At 72.0% G+C, this 17,174-nt stretch carries 11 protein-coding genes; 8 read left to right on the plus strand and 3 right to left on the minus strand.

Annotated elements, in window-relative coordinates:
• The first annotated feature begins 29 nt into the window (after positions 1–29).
• The gene (locus tag ACFY30_RS25705; RefSeq protein ID WP_390847496.1) at positions 30–3,026 is read left to right on the plus strand and encodes an AAA family ATPase; all 2,997 of its coding nucleotides are present in this window, start codon (positions 30–32) and stop codon (positions 3,024–3,026) included.
• A gap of 38 nt (positions 3,027–3,064) precedes the next feature.
• Positions 3,065–3,268 carry a DUF6191 domain-containing protein gene (locus ACFY30_RS25710; RefSeq protein ID WP_390847497.1) on the plus strand — a complete coding sequence of 68 codons (204 nt, stop codon included), beginning with the start codon at positions 3,065–3,067 and terminating at the stop codon, positions 3,266–3,268.
• A 12-nt stretch (positions 3,269–3,280) separates the two neighbouring features.
• On the opposite strand, the gene ACFY30_RS25715 is transcribed toward ACFY30_RS25710, so the two are convergent.
• A complete protein-coding gene (locus ACFY30_RS25715; RefSeq protein ID WP_390847498.1) occupies positions 3,281–4,426 on the minus strand; it encodes a PQQ-dependent sugar dehydrogenase in 1,146 nt (381 codons plus the stop codon).
• 122 nt (positions 4,427–4,548) lie between these two features.
• Positions 4,549–5,547, minus strand: a complete 999-nt coding sequence (locus ACFY30_RS25720) for an aldo/keto reductase (RefSeq protein ID WP_390847499.1) — start codon at positions 5,545–5,547, stop codon at positions 4,549–4,551.
• Between the two features lie 73 nt (positions 5,548–5,620).
• On the opposite strand from ACFY30_RS25720, the gene ACFY30_RS25725 reads away from it, so the two are divergent.
• The 6 genes from ACFY30_RS25725 (at position 5,621) to serA (ending at position 15,557) form a co-directional block, all read left to right on the plus strand.
• Complete coding sequence (locus tag ACFY30_RS25725) at positions 5,621–6,595, plus strand: 2-hydroxyacid dehydrogenase (protein ID WP_390847500.1); 975 nt, start codon at positions 5,621–5,623, stop codon at positions 6,593–6,595.
• 497 nt (positions 6,596–7,092) lie between these two features.
• Positions 7,093–10,005 carry a putative bifunctional diguanylate cyclase/phosphodiesterase gene (locus ACFY30_RS25730; protein WP_390847640.1) on the plus strand — a complete coding sequence of 971 codons (2,913 nt, stop codon included), beginning with the start codon at positions 7,093–7,095 and terminating at the stop codon, positions 10,003–10,005.
• A gap of 215 nt (positions 10,006–10,220) precedes the next feature.
• A complete protein-coding gene (locus ACFY30_RS25735) occupies positions 10,221–12,071 on the plus strand; it encodes an acetolactate synthase large subunit (protein WP_390847501.1) in 1,851 nt (616 codons plus the stop codon).
• Between the two features lie 20 nt (positions 12,072–12,091).
• Complete coding sequence (gene ilvN, locus ACFY30_RS25740) at positions 12,092–12,616, plus strand: acetolactate synthase small subunit (protein WP_389337124.1); 525 nt, start codon at positions 12,092–12,094, stop codon at positions 12,614–12,616.
• A 118-nt stretch (positions 12,617–12,734) separates the two neighbouring features.
• A complete protein-coding gene (ilvC, locus tag ACFY30_RS25745) occupies positions 12,735–13,733 on the plus strand; it encodes a ketol-acid reductoisomerase (RefSeq protein WP_390661383.1) in 999 nt (332 codons plus the stop codon).
• Between the two features lie 234 nt (positions 13,734–13,967).
• Complete coding sequence (serA, locus tag ACFY30_RS25750; RefSeq protein ID WP_390847502.1) at positions 13,968–15,557, plus strand: phosphoglycerate dehydrogenase; 1,590 nt, start codon at positions 13,968–13,970, stop codon at positions 15,555–15,557.
• Positions 15,558–15,675: 118 nt separating this feature from the next.
• Here the strand turns inward: serA and ACFY30_RS25755 are convergent, their stop codons facing one another.
• A complete protein-coding gene (locus tag ACFY30_RS25755) occupies positions 15,676–17,172 on the minus strand; it encodes an MFS transporter (protein WP_390847503.1) in 1,497 nt (498 codons plus the stop codon).
• Positions 17,173–17,174: the final 2 nt, after the last annotated feature.

The following is a 17,174-nucleotide window of genomic DNA, read 5'->3' on the forward strand; positions in this document are numbered from 1 at the left end:
CCGGTGGGCCGGTGTCCTACCCCCGTGCGATGCTCGCTCCTGTGGAGACCAGGTCCGTCAGCCCCGTCTTCGTCGGCCGCCGTGACGAGATGGACATCCTGAACGACGCGCTCTCCCGCGCCACCGCGGGAGAGCCACAGGCGTTCCTGGTCGGCGGTGAGGCAGGAGTCGGCAAGACCCGGCTCGTCGAGGAGTACACGGCCGCGGCCGCCCGCCGGGGCGCCGTCGTCGCCCTCGGCGGCTGTGTCGAGATGGGCGCCGACGGACTCCCCTTCGCCCCCTTCTCCACCGCCCTGCGCGCCCTGCGCCGCGCCCTCCCGGAGGAAGTGACCGCCGCGGCGGCCGGCCAGGAGGAGGAACTCGCCCGGCTGCTGCCCGAGCTGGGGGAGACCAGGACCGGGCGGCACGACGAGGAGGGTATGGCCCGCCTCTTCGAGCTCACCGCCCGTCTCCTGGAGCGCGTCGCCGCCGACCGCACCGTCGTCCTCGCCCTGGAGGACCTGCACTGGGCCGACGCCTCCACCCGCCATCTGCTCTCCTATCTGCTGCGCACCCTGCGCACCGGCCGGCTCGTCGTGCTCGCCACCTACCGCGCCGACGACATCCACCGCCGCCACCCGCTGCGCCCCCTGCTCGCCGAGCTCGACCGGCTGCGTTCCGTCAGGCGCATCGAACTCGGCCGCTTCACCCGCGACGAGGTGTGCCGCCAGATCGCCGGAATCCTGTCCCGCGAACCCGACCCCGCCCAGGTCGACGACATCTTCGAACGCTCCGACGGCAACGCCTTCTTCGTCGAGGAACTCGCCGTCGCCGCCCACGAGGGCTGCTGCACCGGCCTCACCGACTCCCTGCGCGACCTGCTCCTGGTCCGGGTCGAGGCGCTGCCCGAGAGCGCCCAGCACGTGGCCCGGATCGTCGCCGAGGGCGGCTCCACCGTCGAGTACCGGCTGCTGGAAGCCGTCGCCCGGCTGGCCGAGGACGACCTCATCGGCGCGCTGCGGGCCGCCGTGAACGCCAACCTGCTGCTCGCCGCCCCCGACGGCGACGGCTACCGCTTCCGCCACTCCCTCGTCCGCGAGGCCGTCGGCGACGACCTGCTCCCCGGGGAACGCTCCCGGATCAACCGCCGCTACGCCGAGGCCCTGGAGGCCCACCCGGCGCTCGTCCCCGCCGACGAGCGCGTCATGCGGCTGGCCAGTCACTGGTACCACGCCCATGAGCCGGCCAAGGCCCTGCCCGCCGTCCTGGACGCCTCCGTCGAGGCCCGCTCCCGGCGCGCCTACAGCGAGCAGCTACGGCTCCTGGAACGGGCGATGGAACTGTGGGAGACCGCCCCCGGGGACGTACGGTCCCGGCTGCGCCCCGCCGACTACACCGAGGCCTATCCCCCCTGCGGCTGCGACCCCGCCACCACCCCGCTGCGCTACCTGGACCTCATGGCCGAGGCCGCCGTCGCCGGCCGCTTCTGCGGGGAACGCGAACGCGCCCTGAAGATCACCAAGCGGGCGCTGCGCATCCTGGAGGACGAGGACGACCCGCTGCGCTCCGCCTGGTTCTGGACCCAGCGCTCCCGGCTGACGCGCGCGCTGGGGCGGGGCACCGGCCACGAGGAACTGGTCAGGGCCCAGGACCTGGTCCGCGGACTGCCGCCCAGCGACGTGCACGCCGAGGTCCTCAACCACGTCGCCCACTGGGCGATGGTGCAGGCACCCGGTCCCGAGGCCTACGACGCCGCCCAGCGGGCCGTGGAATACGCCCGCATGGTCGGCGCGCGCGAGACCGAACTCAACGCCCGCCAGACCCTCGGCGTCGTCATGGCCGACGCGGGCCACATCGAGGCGGGCCTCGCGGAACTGGACGCGGTGAAGGAACAGGCGCTCACGGAGGACGCCTCGATCGTCGCGGTGAACGTCTATGTGAACCTGCCGTCCGTGCTGGAAGGGGTGGGCCGCTCCCGGGAGGCCGTGCCGATCCTCGAGGAGGGCATCGCGTTCGCCGAACGCAACGGACTGCCCGACTCGCAGGCCTGGGTGTGGGCGAACCTCGCGGAGTCCCTCTTCTCCCTGGGGCGCTGGGACGACGCGCAACGCGCCTGTGCCGCCGGCGGGCGGGTGGGCCGGGGAGTCACGGCCGGCGGCATCAACGCCACGCAGGCTGCCGAGATCGCCCTCGCCCGCGGCGACCTCGACGAGGCCGCCCGTCAACTGGCGGCCGCCCAGGGCTTCTTCGGTGTCCATGAGAAGGCCCCGCAGCACCGGCTGCCGATGATCCGCCTCGCCGTCGGCCTCGCCGCCGCCCAGGGGCGCCCGTCGGAGGTACGGGCCCAGCTCGAAGCCGTCCTCGACCACGAGCTGCCGCCCGGCGCCCAGCGCTACTCCTGGCCTCTGCTGCTCACCGCGGCCGAGGCCGAGAGCGACCCCCGCCTCCTGGAGCGCATCCGCGCGGCCGCCAGGCCGCTCGCCACCCTCGCCCCCGTCTGGCAGGCACACGCCCACTGGCTCCGCGCCGAACTCCTGCGCGCGGAGGGCCGCACCGACCCGGACGCCTGGTTCGAGGCGGTCACCGCCTTCGAGCGCCTGGAACGCCCCTACGACCTCGCCCGCACCCGCCACCGGCTCGCCGAGGCCCTTCTGGCCACCGGCACCGACGAGGACCGCGCGCGGGCCACGGAACTCCTGCGTCTCGCGCACGCGGTGGCCACCCACCTCGCGGCCCGCCCGCTGGCCGACGCCGTGACCGCCCTCGCCCAGCGGGCCCGCACCCCCCTCACCTCCGGTCCCCGGCCCACGGACCCCGCGGAGAACCTCGGGCTCACCAGCCGCGAACGCGACGTCCTGCGTCTGGTCTCGGCCGGCCGCACCAACCGCCAGATCGCCGGCGAACTCTTCATCTCCCCGAAGACGGCCAGCGTCCACGTCTCCAACATCCTCGCCAAGCTGGGCGTCTCGGGAAGAGGGGAGGCGGCCGCCCTCGCCCACCGGCTGGGCCTGTTCCCGCCGGAGACGGGAGAGCGCACGCCCGCGTGATGATGGGGGGAGTCGCACCGACCCAGGAGGGGACAGCGATGTTCAACGCCTTCGAGGAACTGTTCTCACCGGGGCGCAAGCACACCCGCGACGAGCAGAACCGGCTGGAACTGACCAGGGAGGACGTCGGGGACGGGGATCCGGGGCGGGGGCCGATAGACCTCTCGTCCGGGAAGGTCGTCGTGCGGCGGCCCGAGCCGGAGACGCAGGACGCGGCCGACGACACGGCCGAGGGCGGGTGACGGCTCCCGGCCTCAGCTCACCCGCAGCTCCAGAATGCGGTCGTCGCCCTCCTCCGGGCTGCCCCGGCCGTCCGTGTTGCTGGTGGTGACCCAGAGGGTGTCGCCGCCCGCCGCGACCACCGTGCGCAGGCGGCCGTAGTCGCCCTGGAGGAATGACTGGGGGTCCGCCGATGCCTCGGTGCCCCGCAGCGGGATGCGCCACAGCCGGCTGCCCTTCAGGCCCGCCATCCAGATCGAGCCCTCGGCGTAGGCGATGCCGCTGGGGGAGGCGTCGTCGGTGTGCCACTGGGCTGCCGGATTCCGGTACGAGGTGTTGTCGGACTCGCCCTCGGCGGACGGCCAGCCGTAGTTGCCGCCCGGCTCGATCGCGTTCAGCTCGTCCCAGGTGTCCTGGCCGAACTCCGAGGCGAACAGGCGCTGTTCGGAGTCCCAGGCCAGGCCCTGCACATTGCGGTGGCCGTACGAGTAGACCGGCGAGCCGGGGAAGGGGTTGCCGGGGGCCGGGTCGCCCTCGGGGGTGAGACGCAGGATCTTGCCGCCCAGCGACTTCTTGTCCTGGGCCAGACCGCGGTCACCGCTCTCGCCCGTGCCGGCGTACAGCAGCCTGTCGGGGCCGAAGGCGATCCGCCCGCCGTTGTGGATCATGCCCTTGGGGATGCCCTTGAAGACCGTGTCCGGCGCGCCGAGCCGGTCGCCGGCGGGCCGCTTCGGGTCGTAGATCATGCGGACGATCCGGTTGTCCGAGGCCGAGGTGAAGTAGGCGTAGACCATGTGGTCCGAGGCGTAGTCGGGGGAGAGGGCGAGGCCCAGCAGGCCGCCCTCGCCCGCCGCGGAGACGCCGGGGACCTCGCCGACCTCGGTCTTCTTGCCGGTCGACTCGTCCACGTACGTGATCGTCCCCTCGTCGCGCGAGGCCACCAGCAGGCCGCCCTCGGGGAGTGCGGCCAGGCCCCACGGGGAGTCCAGCCCTTCGGCGACCGTGCGCACCACCGTGACCGTGCCCTTCGCGGGTGGGGCCTTCCCGGCGGTCGGCGAGGACGACCCCTGTACCGTCCCACGGCTCGGCGACGCGCTCGCACCGCCCGCCGGCCCCCCTCCGCCGCCGGAGGAGCAGCCGGCCGTCAACAGCAGCGCACCCGCGGCCAACACGGCCGTCACAGCCCCACGTTGCACGATCCTGCTCCCTTCCACGCGGCGGTCCCGCGGCAGCTTCCACTTGTCCTACGCAGCGCGCGCCCCCCGGGTTCCCGCCCGGCGCCGACGCCACCCGAAAGCGGCACTCAGTCCCACGATCCCCGCGCACCCGGCAGGTGCGCCACCTCGGCGAGGTCCTGGGGCGTCAGCCGCACCCCGGCGGCCCCGGCGTTCTCCGCCACCCACCGCGCCTGCTTGGCGCCCGGCACCGGAACCACGTGCGGCCCCTGCGCCAGCACCCACGCCAGCGCCACCTGCGCGACCGTCACCCCCTCCCCGTGCCGGGCGGCCACCCGGCGCAGCCCGGCGACGATCGGCTGGTTCGCGGCCATCATCTCGGCGGTGAAGCGGGGGTGGCGGGCGCGCATGTCGTCCGGTTCGAAGCCCTCGCCCGGGGTCAGCGTGCCGGTGAGGAAACCATTCCCCAGCGGCATCGCCGCCAGGAAGCCCACCCCGCGCGCCTCGCACCACGGCAGCAGCGTGTCGAGCGCCTCCCGCGACCACACCGACAGCTCCGCCTCCACCGCGCTCACCGGGAACACCTGCTGCACCCGCCGCAACTGACGGACCGTCGCGTCGTGCAGCCGCCCGCCCGCACGCCGGCCGCCCCGTGCGCCCACCGCGCACACCCCGAGCGCCCTCACCTTGCCCGCCTGGACGAGCTCCGCCATCGCGCCCCACGTCTCCTCGACGGGGACCTCGGGGTCGGCCCGGTGCAGCTGGTACAGGTCGATGACATCGGTCTGCAGCCGCCGCAGCGACGCGTCGCAGGCGCGCTTCACGTACCCGGGGCGGCCGTTGGCCACGATGTGCTGCTCGCCGACGAGCAGACCCACCTTCGTCGACACGAACGCGTCCCCGCGTCGCTCCTTCAACACCCGCCCCAGCAAAAGCTCGTTGGTGAACGGGCCGTACATGTCGGCCGTGTCCAGGAGGGTCGAGCCCAGGTCCAGCGCCCGGTGCACCGCCCTGAGCGACTCGTCACCCCGCTGCCGCGACCCGCTGTAGCCCCAGCTCATCGGCATGCACCCGAGTCCGACGGCCCCCACCGAGAGCGCCCCCGCGCCGATCGTCCTGCGCTCCACCTGCCGCGACCCTCCCTCTCCGACCCCCCAACCTAACCTCTACGCGCACGCGTACCTGAATTAGCCTCCTGACATGAGCATCGACCCGCCCCATGACGTATGGCTGCCCATCCCCCCGCAGGAGATCGACGGTCTCCCCGAAGGGCTCGACTACCTCTTCTGGGACGGGGGAGAGGACGGCGATCAGCCGTACCCCGGGGACCCCGCGGACTGTGTGGTGTACGTGGTGCCGTACATGAAGGCGCAGCGGGTGAGGGTGGGTCCGCTGGCGGAGATGCGGCGCGTGCAGGTCGTGCAGACGCTCACCGCCGGCGTCGACGACATCACCGCGCGGCTGGCGGACCTGGTCCCCGGGGTGCAGCTGTGCAACGCGCGCGGGGTGCACGAGGCGAGCACCGCCGAGCTCGCGCTGACCCTCACACTGTCCGCGCTGCGGGGGATCCCGCAGTTCGTGCGCGCCCAGGACCGGGGGCACTGGGAGGGCGGGTTCCACCCGGCCCTCGCCGACCGGAACGTGCTCATCGTCGGATACGGGGCCATCGGCGCGGCCATCGAGGACCGGCTCGTGCCGTTCGAGGTCGCGCGAGTGGCGCGCGTCGCGCGCTCCCAGCGCACGACAGCGCGCGGTCTTGTGCATCCCTTCACCGAACTGCCCGCCCTCCTGCCCGAGGCCGACGTCGTCATCCTGGCCACGCCCCTCACCGAGACCACCCGGGGCCTGGCCGACGCCGAGTTCCTGGCCCGCATGAAGAACGGCGCGCTGCTGGTCAACGTCGCGCGCGGCCCGGTCGTCGACACCAAGGCGCTGCTCGCCGAGCTGGAGACCGGCCGGCTCACCGCCGCCCTGGACGTCACCGACCCCGAACCCCTGCCCCCGGCGCACCCGCTGTGGCGCGCGCCGGGCGTGCTCATCAGCCCCCACGTGGGCGGCCCCACCTCCGCCTTCCTGCCCCGCGCCAAGCGGCTGCTCGTGGACCAGTTGGGCCGTTTCGTGAACCGGGAACCCCTGCGCCACGTGATCCTGACGACGGGCACGGCAGCCGTGTAGTCCGGTTCCGGCACCCTCCGCAGTCCCCCGGACGCGGCCCGTGCGCATATGCCGAAGATCGTCACGGAGCGTAGAGAACCTATGTCCCTGAGTGACGAGACTGGTGTATCGTCCCGACAGGGGCTGCGCCGCGACCTTTCGGCGCCTGGGATGGACATTTCAGACTTGTGAGGGGGGCGACGGGCGATGCACGGCCTATGGACGAACGATCCGACGCGGCGGAGCCGTCGGCGGCGACCCTGGCGCACGGCTGCGCGCAGACGCGGTCACGACACTCACCCCGGCCATCACCACCGCAGGCACGGCGGCCGCAGGAAGCATGCGCACCGGGACCCGAGGGACCCGGGGGCGCGGACCAGGGGGACCCGGTGAGTTCGCCGACGACCTCCACGACCCTCCTGGACGGAGTCGACCCGACGCCGCGCGACCGGTCCCCGGTGAACACGCCGCCGGCCGGGCAGCCGCCCCGCGGTGCCGGGCCGCACCTGGTCCACAAGATGGTGCTCGTCGTTCTGTGCGCGGGATACGCCGTCGGTTCCGCGCTCGGCTGGGGATCCGGTGAACTCGCCCTGATCATGGGCGACTTCGGGCTGACCGCCGCGGCGGGCGCCGCCGCCGTGTCCTGCTTCCTCTACGCGCGCACCCGCCGCGTCCGCTTTCGACCGGCCTGGCTGCTGTTCGCGCTCTCCTCGGCGATGGCCGCCCTGGGCAACCTGGTCTGGGGGTGGTACGAGGTGGTCCTCGGGCGCCCCGTCCCCAGCCCCAGTTACGCCGACCTGTTCTTCCTGTGCTTCGCGCCCCCCGCGATCGTGGGGCTGCTGGTGCTGGCCGCCCGGCCCGTCAGCAAGGCCGGCTGGGTCTGCCTGGTGCTGGACGCCTGGCTGATCGCCGGCTCCCTGCTCACGCTCTCCTGGAGCCTCGCCCTCGCACAGGCCGCGAAGTTCGACGGACCGAGCGTGGCGCACGCGGCGCTGTCGCTGGCGTACCCGCTGCTCGACATCGCCCTGGTGAGCATGGTGCTGGTCCTGCACTTCAGAAGGTCCTACGTGAACCGCACGGCGGTCAACACGGCGGTCGGCGCGCTCGCGCTGACCGTGATGTGCGACGCCCTGTTCACCTCACCGCTGATGCACAACCACTACCACTCGGGCCAGTTGCTCGACGCCGGCTGGTTCGCGGGCTCCCTGCTCCTGGCGTACGCCCCCTGGGCCGCCTCCCGGCAGCACGGGAAGGACACCGGCGAGGGCCACACGCGCGTGGTCCACGAGCACATGCCGGGACACCACCCCGGCGGTCATCCGCACGCCGCCCCGCACCCGTCCGCCCGGGCGCCCCGGCAGTCTCCCCCGCCGGGAGGCGACCACAGCCGGTATCCGGCCACCCGGCCCATCACCGGCTCCCTGGCCGCCCTCACCCCGTACCTCGCCGCCGCGGTGTGCACCCTGGGGATCCTCTACAACGTCCTCAACGGCCGCAGCGTCGACCGTGTGGTGCTGCTGACCGGCGGCGCGGTCGTGCTCGCCCTGGTCGTGCGGCAGGGGATCATGCTGCTCGACAACATCACCCTGACCCAGGAACTGGCGCAGAAGGAGAACCACTTCCGCTCCCTGGTGCAGGGCTCCAGCGACGTCATCATGATCGCCGCCCCCAGCGGCATCCTGCGGTACGTCTCCCCGGCCGCCGCCGGCGTCTACGGACGGCCCGCCGAGGCCCTGGTCGGCACCGAACTGGCCGATCTGATCCACCCGGAGGACCTGGGCTGTGTGGTGCACGAGGTGCGCCGCTTCCTCGCCGCCAGCCCCCAGGACGAACCCACCACCCGCATCGAGTGCCGGTTCCGCTCCGGCGACGGCGGCTGGCTCAACGTCGAGTCGACCGTCAACCGCCACCACGGCGGTCTGATCTTCAACAGCCGGGACGTGACCGAACGGGTGCGCCTGCAGGCGCAGCTCCAGCACAACGCCGAGCACGACCCGCTCACCGACCTGCCCAACCGCGCCCTGTTCACCCGGCGCGTCCAGCAGGCACTGTCCGGCCGCCGCAGCTCCGACCGGGGCACCGCCCTGCGCAACACCGCCGTCCTCTTCATCGACCTCGACGGCTTCAAGGCGGTCAACGACACCATCGGGCACCAGGCCGGGGACGAACTGCTCGTCCAGGCCGCCCGCCGGCTCCAGGACGCCGTCCGCAAGGGCGACACCGCGTCCCGGCTGGGCGGCGACGAGTTCGCGGCCCTGATCGTCGGCGACACCACCCGCGACCGGGCCGCCCGTCAACGGCACATCCTGGAGCTCGCCGACCGCCTCAGGATGACGCTCTCGCAGCCCTACCTGATCGATGGCAACGACGTCAGAGTCGCCGCCTCCATCGGCGTCGCCTTCGCCGAACCGGGCCTCGGCGCCGGCGAGATCCTGCGCAACGCCGACCTCGCGATGTACCGCGCCAAGGCGGGCGGCAAGGGCCGGGTCGAGCTGTACAAGCCGCAGATGCAGCAGGACGTCGTACGCAAGGCGGAGCTGGCCACGCGGCTGCGGGCCGCCCTGCACGACGGCGAGTTCGCGCTGCTCCACCAGCCCGTGGTGCGGCTGGAGGACGGCCGGATCTCGTCGGTCGCCGCACACGCGCGCTGGCGGTCCTCCCAAGGGGTGCTGTTCACGCCCGCCGAGTTCCTCCGGGTCGCGGAGGACGGCGACAGGACCGCCGAACTGGGCCGCTGGATCCTGGAGGAGGCCGTCGAGCAGGCCGCCGACCGGGCCGCGAACGGACTCACCGTGCCGGTGGCCGTGCGCATGGCCGCCCGGCGCCTGCTGGACCGCTCGATGCCCCTGGGCTCCGTGGAGGCGCTGCTCACCCGGCACGGACTGCCGTCCGGCTCGCTGGTGATCGAACTGGCCGACCTCGACCCGAGGGTGCCGCTGGACGAACTGGAACGCCGGCTGGGCGCCCTGCGCCGGCTCGGCGTCCGGATCGCCCTCGACGGCTTCGGCGGCGGCTACGGCGCCCTCACCGCGCTGCGGCGGCTCCCCGTCGACGTACTGAAGCTCGACCGCTCACTGGTCGAGGGCGTCGTCGAGTCCGCGCGGCTGCACAAGATCACCAGTGGGCTGCTGCGGATCGCCTGCGACCTCGGGCTGCAGTCCGTGGCCGACGGCGTGGACCTGCCCGAACAGGTGGTGGCCCTGCGCGCCATGGGCTGCACGCACGGACAGGGCATGGCGTTCTCCGGGCCGCTGGACGAGTACCGGCTGCGCCGCGCCCTCGCCGCCGGCCGCTGCTCGGTTCCCCACGGCCCCGCGGAACCCGCGTTCGCGGGGGGCGCCACGGGGGTGTACACCAGTGGTGTAACCGCCGTCCTGGGGAGCGGAAGTGCCCTTCGCTCACATACTGAGACTCCTGTCCCACCCACTTGACAGCCGGTGCGCGCCAGGGGGAGGGTCAATGCCATGCGCACCCGAATTCTCGTACTTGGAAAGCGCGTCGGCTGAAGCTGGTGACGCCCGGAAGGACCCGGACTCCCAGCGACCCACACCCGGCGCGCTCCCCTCGCTTGCCTTACGGCACGAGGGGTTTTTTGTTGCACAAAACCCGCAGTAGAACCCGCAGAACCCTCAGCATCGAGAAGAGAATGCCGATGACCGAGCAGGCCACCGGGGCTCATCCGCAGCCCCGGCCCCGATCCGGAGGACACTCCGCAACCGTCGAGCACGTCACGGGCGCGCAGTCCCTCATCCGCTCCCTCGAGGAGGTCGGCGCCGAGACGGTATTCGGCATTCCCGGCGGTGCGATCCTTCCCGCCTACGACCCGATGATGGACTCCACCCGGGTCCGGCACGTCCTGGTCCGCCACGAGCAGGGCGCCGGCCACGCGGCCACCGGCTACGCGCAGGCCACCGGCAAGGTCGGCGTCTGCATGGCCACCTCCGGCCCCGGCGCGACCAACCTGGTCACCCCGATCGCCGACGCGCACATGGACTCGGTGCCGCTCGTGGCGATCACCGGGCAGGTCGCGTCGAAGGCGATCGGCACGGACGCCTTCCAGGAGGCGGACATCGTCGGCATCACCATGCCGATCACCAAGCACAACTTCCTGGTCACCAAGGCCGAGGACATCCCGCGGGTGATCGCGCAGGCCTTCCACATCGCCTCCACCGGCCGTCCTGGGCCGGTCCTGGTCGACATCGCCAAGGACGCCCTCCAGGCGAGGACCACGTTCTCCTGGCCGCCCACCATGGACCTGCCCGGCTACCGCCCGGTGACCAAGCCGCACGCCAAGCAGATCCGCGAGGCCGCCAAGCTGATCACCGCCGCCAGGCGGCCGGTCCTGTACGTCGGCGGCGGCGTCCTCAAGGCCGGCGCGACCGCCGAGCTCAAGGTCCTCGCCGAGCTGACCGGCGCGCCCGTCACCACCACGCTGATGGCGCTCGGCGCGTTCCCCGACAGCCACCCCCAGCACCTGGGCATGCCCGGCATGCACGGCTCGGTGGCCGCGGTCACGGGCCTGCAGAAGGCCGACCTGATCGTCGCCCTCGGTGCCCGCTTCGACGACCGCGTCACCGGCAAGCTCGACAGCTTCGCGCCCTTCGCCAAGATCGTCCACGCGGACATCGACCCGGCGGAGATCGGCAAGAACCGCGCCGCCGACGTGCCGATCGTCGGTGACGCCCGCGAGGTCATCGCCGACCTGATCCAGGCCGTCCAGAAGGAGCACAGCGAGGGCAACCAGGGCGACTACAGCTCCTGGTGGAAGGACCTCAACCGCTGGCGCGAGACCTACCCGCTCGGCTACGACCAGCCCGCCGACGGCTCGCTCTCCCCGCAGCAGGTCATCGAGCGCATCGGACAGCTCGCCCCCGAGGGCACCGTCTTCGCGGCGGGCGTCGGCCAGCACCAGATGTGGGCCGCCCACTTCGTCCAGTACGAGAAGCCCGCCACCTGGCTGAACTCCGGCGGCGCGGGCACGATGGGCTACGCGGTCCCGGCCGCGATGGGCGCCAAGGCCGGCGCGCCGGACAAGACCGTCTGGGCGATCGACGGCGACGGCTGCTTCCAGATGACCAACCAGGAGCTCACCACCTGCGCCCTGAACAACATCCCGATCAAGGTCGCCATCATCAACAACGGCGCCCTCGGGATGGTCCGCCAGTGGCAGACCCTGTTCTACAACCAGCGGTACTCCAACACCGTGCTGCACTCCGGCCCGAACGACGTCAACCCGGACGCCCGCGGCACCCGCGTCCCCGACTTCGTGAAGCTGTCGGAGGCCATGGGCTGCTACGCGATCCGCTGCGAGTCGCCGGACGACCTGGACAAGGTCATCGAGGAGGCGAACTCCATCAACGACCGTCCGGTCGTCGTCGACTTCATCGTCCACGAGGACGCGATGGTCTGGCCGATGGTCGCCGCCGGAACCTCCAACGACGAGATCATGGCCGCCCGGGACGTCCGCCCCGACTTCGGCGACAACGAAGACGACTGAGCGAGAGAGACCCAAGAGACATGTCCAAGCACACGCTCTCCGTCCTGGTGGAGAACAAGCCGGGCATCCTGGCCCGGATCGCCGCCCTGTTCTCCCGCCGCGGCTTCAACATCGACTCGCTCGCGGTGGGCGTCACCGAGCACGCCGACATCTCCCGCATCACGATCGTGGTGAGTGTCGACGCCCTGCCGCTGGAGCAGGTCACCAAGCAGCTCAACAAACTCGTCGAGGTGCTGAAGATCGTCGAGCTGGAGCCGGCGCAGGCGGTCCACCGTGAACTCGTTCTGGTGAAGGTGCGCGCCGACAACGAGACGCGCTCCCAGATCGTCGAGATCGTCCAGCTGTTCCGCGCCAAGACCGTGGACGTCTCCCCGGAGGCCGTGACCATCGAGGCCACCGGCAGCAGCGACAAGCTCTCCGCCATGCTCAAGATGCTGGAACCGTACGGCATCAAGGAACTGGTCCAGTCCGGCACGATCGCGATCGGCCGCGGGGCCCGTTCCATCACGGACCGTTCGCTGCGCGCTCTCGACCGATCCGCGTAAGGCTGGATTCGGGCGGTCGGGTGACTCCGGCCGCCCGGATACCGAGACCCCCGAACTTCACTTACGCCCGCCGTCATACGGTGGGACGCACCATCTGTACACAAGGAGAGAACCCAAAGTGGCCGAGCTGTTCTACGACGCCGACGCCGACCTGTCCATCATCCAGGGCCGCAAGGTCGCGGTCATCGGGTACGGCAGCCAGGGCCACGCCCACGCGCTGTCGCTGCGTGACTCGGGTGTCGACGTCCGCGTCGGTCTGCACGAGGGCTCCAAGTCCAAGGCCAAGGCCGAGGAGCAGGGCCTGCGCGTGGTGACCCCCGCCGAGGCCGCCGCCGAGGCCGACGTCATCATGATCCTCATCCCGGACCCGATCCAGGCCCAGGTCTACGAGGAGTCCATCGCCCCGAACCTGAAGGACGGCGACGCGCTGTTCTTCGCGCACGGCTTCAACGTCCGCTTCGGCTTCATCAAGGCCCCGGCCGGCGTCGACGTCGCCCTGGTCGCCCCGAAGGGCCCGGGCCACCTGGTGCGCCGCCAGTACGAGGAGGGCCGCGGCGTCCCCGCGATCGCCGCCGTCGAGCAGGACGCGACCGGCAACGCCTTCGCGCTGGCGCTGTCGTACGCCAAGGCCATCGGCGGCACCCGCGCCGGTGTCATCAAGACGACCTTCACCGAGGAGACCGAGACCGACCTGTTCGGCGAGCAGGCCGTTCTCTGCGGTGGCACCGCCGCGCTGGTCAAGGCGGGCTTCGAGACCCTGGTCGAGGCCGGCTACCAGCCGGAGATCGCCTACTTCGAGTGCCTGCACGAGCTGAAGCTGATCGTCGACCTCATGTACGAGGGCGGCCTGGAGAAGATGCGCTGGTCCGTCTCGGAGACCGCCGAGTGGGGCGACTACGTCACCGGCCCGCGCATCATCACCGACGCCACCAAGGCCGAGATGAAGCAGGTCCTCGCCGAGATCCAGGACGGCACCTTCGCCCGCAACTGGATGGACGAGTACCACGGCGGTCTGAAGAAGTACAACGAGTACAAGACGGCCGACTCCGAGCACCTGCTGGAGACCACCGGCAAGCAGCTCCGCAAGCTGATGAGCTGGGTGAACGAAGAGGCGTGAGCCTCATGTCAGGGGGGCCGGAGCGTACTGCTCCGGCCCTCTTGGCCATCCCGTCCAACCACGGACGGGTGATCCTTCCGCGGAGGCATGAGGCGACCTCCGTCGCAGCACTACACTGCTGCCTATATACGCGTTCAGGCCCACAGCGTCGTGCGTCTTCCACGCGGCTAGCCCCTCCTCCGCCTGCGGCCGTCGGGACGGCCGTCCGCACGCTTTGGACTTGTGAGGACTCACGTGAGCTCGAAACCTGTCGTACTCATCGCTGAAGAGCTGTCGCCCGCGACTGTGGACGCGCTTGGCCCGGACTTCGAGATCCGGCACTGCAACGGAGCGGACCGAGCCGAACTGCTCCCCGCGATCGCCGAGGTCGACGCCATCCTGATCCGCTCGGCCACGAAGGTCGACGCCGAGGCGATCGCCGCCGCGCACAAGCTCAAGGTCGTCGCACGAGCCGGCGTCGGCCTGGACAACGTCGACGTCTCCGCCGCCACCAAGGCCGGCGTGATGGTCGTCAACGCCCCCACCTCCAACATCGTGACCGCCGCCGAGCTGGCCTGCGGCCTCCTCGTCGCCACCGCCCGCCACATCCCGCAGGCCAACGCCGCGCTGAAGAACGGCGAGTGGAAGCGCAGCAAGTACACGGGTGTCGAGCTCGCCGAGAAGACCCTCGGTGTCGTGGGTCTGGGGCGGATCGGCGCCCTCGTCGCGCAGCGCATGTCCGCCTTCGGGATGAAGGTCGTCGCCTACGACCCCTACATCCAGCCCGCGCGCGCCGCGCAGATGGGCGTGAAGGTGCTGTCGCTGGACGAGCTGCTCGAGGTCTCCGACTTCATCACCGTGCACCTGCCGAAGACCCCCGAGACGGTCGGCCTGATCGGCGACGAGGCGCTGCGCAAGGTCAAGCCCGGCGTGCGGATCGTCAACGCCGCGCGCGGCGGGATCGTCGACGAGGAGGCGCTGTACTCCGCCCTCAAGGAGGGCCGCGTCGCCGGTGCCGGTCTCGACGTGTACGCGAAGGAGCCCTGCACGGACTCCCCGCTGTTCGAGTTCGACCAGGTGGTCTGCACCCCGCACCTCGGCGCGTCCACGGACGAGGCCCAGGAGAAGGCCGGTATCGCCGTCGCCCGCTCGGTGCGCCTCGCCCTCGCCGGTGAGCTCGTGCCCGACGCGGTGAACGTGCAGGGCGGTGTCATCGCCGAGGACGTCAAGCCGGGCCTGCCGCTCGCCGAGCGCCTCGGCCGGATCTTCACCGCGCTCGCCGGCGAGGTCGCGGTCCGCCTCGACGTCGAGGTCTACGGCGAGATCACCCAGCACGACGTGAAGGTGCTGGAGCTGTCCGCCCTCAAGGGTGTCTTCGAGGATGTCGTCGACGAGACCGTCTCGTACGTCAACGCCCCGCTGTTCGCGCAGGAGCGCGGCGTGGAGGTGCGCCTCACCACGAGCTCCGAGTCGGCGGACCACCGCAACGTCGTCACCGTGCGCGGCACGCTCTCGGACGGCGAGGAGGTGTCGGTCTCCGGCACGCTGGCCGGTCCGAAGCACCTCCAGAAGATCGTCGCGGTCGGCGAGTACGACGTGGACCTCGCCCTCGCCGACCACATGGCCGTCCTCAAGTACGAGGACCGTCCCGGCGTCGTCGGCACGGTCGGCCGGATCCTCGGCGAGGCCGGCATCAACATCGCCGGTATGCAGGTCGCCCGTGCGGCGGTGGGCGGCGAGGCGCTGGCCGTCCTGACCGTCGACGACACCGTGCCCTCCGCGGTGCTGGCCGAGGTGGCCACGGAGATCGGCGCGACGTCCGCTCGTGCGGTGAACCTCGTCTGAGGCTGCCGCCGGGCTCGGGGCCGCCGCCCCCGGACCCCCGCTTGGGCCCTGAAAGGGCCTGGTCCTCGAACGCCGGACGGGCTGACCCGGTCAGCCCGTCCGGCGTTCGCCCGTTCCGTCACTTCACCCGGAGCCTTCGCAGCGTCACCGAAGCCGCCACCGCCGCCCCCGCCAGCAGCACCGCCCCCGCGATCGCCGCTCCCTGCATCCCGCTGGTGAACGCCTCCCGCGCCGCCGTGGCCAGTCCGGGGACCCGGTCGGCCACCGCCAGCGCGCCGCCCAGGGTCTCCCGGGCCGGCGCCGGGGCCGAGGACGGCATCTCGTGGCGGTAGACCGCCGTGCCGATCGAGCCGAGCACCGCCATCCCCAGGGCGCCGCCGAACTCGGCGCCGGTCTCGAGCAGGGAGGAGGCTGAACCGGCCCGTTCGGCCGGGGCCGCGCCCATCGCCAGGTCCGTCATCTGGGAGATGACCATGACGATCCCGGAGGCGAGCACGCCGCAGGCGACCAGCACGAGCCACATCGCGTCGGTGCCGGCGAGGGCGAGGAGGGCGTAGCCGGCCGCGGCGGTCGCGAAGCCCGCCGTCACGACGTGGGCCCGCTCGACGCCCTTGTGGACCAGGGAGGTGGCCAGCGGGGCGGCCATGCCGATCGGCACCGACGGCAGCAGTGCCCACAGGGCCGCCTCCAGCGCGCTCTGGTCGAGCACCGACTGCAGGTACTGCGTGGTGAAGAACGCCGAGCCCATCATCCCGAACGAGGAGACGAGGTTCAGGACGACCGCGGGGGCGAAGCCGGGGCCGCGGAACAGGGCCGGGGAGATCATCGGGGAGTCGGCGGTGCGCTGGCGGCGGACGAAGAGGGCCGCGAAGAGCAGGCCGACGGCGACCGAGACGACGTACTCGGTGTGCCAGCCCTCGGAGGGGATCTCCTTCAGGCCGTAGATCACAGGGAGCACGGCGGCCATCGACAGCGGGACGCTCCTCCAGTCGAAGCGGCCGGGAGCGGGGTCGCGTGACTCGGGCAGCAGGACCGGGCCGAGGACCAGCAGCAGGGCCATCGCGGGCAGGTTGACCAGGAAGACCGAGCCCCACCAGAAGTACTCGACCAGGACCCCGCTCATCACCGAGCCGAGGGCGATCCCCGCCGTCATCACACCCGACCACAGGCCGATCGCCTTCGCGCGCTGGCCCGGGTCGGTGAACATCGTGCGGATCAGGGCCATCGTCGAGGGCAGCAGGGTCGCGCCGCCGACACCGAGCACCGCGCGGGCGGCGATCAGGGTCTCGGCGCTGTTCGCGTAGGCCGCCACCACCGAGGCGGCGCCGAAGGCCGCCGCGCCGGTCAGGAGCAGCCTGCGGCGGCCGACGCGGTCGCCGAGCGATCCCATCGTCATCAGCAGGCCGGCCAGGACGAACGCGTAGATGTCGAAGATCCACAGCTGCTGGGTGCCGCTCGGCTCCAGGTCGGCGCTGATCGCCGGGATGGCGAAGTAGAGCACCGAGACGTCCATCGAGACCAGCAGCAGCGGGAGCATCAGCACCCCGAGGGCGGTCCATTCGCGGCGGCCGGCGCGGGGCGCCGGGGTTGTGGTGGTGCTCGTCGGGTTCGTCATGC

This window comes from Streptomyces sp. NPDC000345, assembly GCF_042898825.1.
Lineage (GTDB): Bacteria > Actinomycetota > Actinomycetes > Streptomycetales > Streptomycetaceae > Streptomyces.

Bases quoted from the DNA above. Each gene is read 5' to 3' on its own strand.
- ACFY30_RS25710 (WP_390847497.1), top strand. From the start codon at position 3,065: ATGTTCAACGCCTTCGAGGAACTGTTCTCACCGGGGCGCAAGCACACC.
- ACFY30_RS25730 (WP_390847640.1), top strand. From the start codon at position 7,093: ATGGTGCTCGTCGTTCTGTGCGCGGGATACGCCGTCGGTTCCGCGCTC.
- ACFY30_RS25725 (WP_390847500.1), top strand. From the start codon at position 5,621: ATGAGCATCGACCCGCCCCATGACGTATGGCTGCCCATCCCCCCGCAG.
- ACFY30_RS25735 (WP_390847501.1), top strand. From the start codon at position 10,221: ATGCCGATGACCGAGCAGGCCACCGGGGCTCATCCGCAGCCCCGGCCC.
- ilvN (WP_389337124.1), top strand. From the start codon at position 12,092: ATGTCCAAGCACACGCTCTCCGTCCTGGTGGAGAACAAGCCGGGCATC.
- ACFY30_RS25755 (WP_390847503.1), bottom strand. From the start codon at position 17,172: ATGACGAACCCGACGAGCACCACCACAACCCCGGCGCCCCGCGCCGGC.
- ACFY30_RS25705 (WP_390847496.1), top strand. From the start codon at position 30: ATGCTCGCTCCTGTGGAGACCAGGTCCGTCAGCCCCGTCTTCGTCGGC.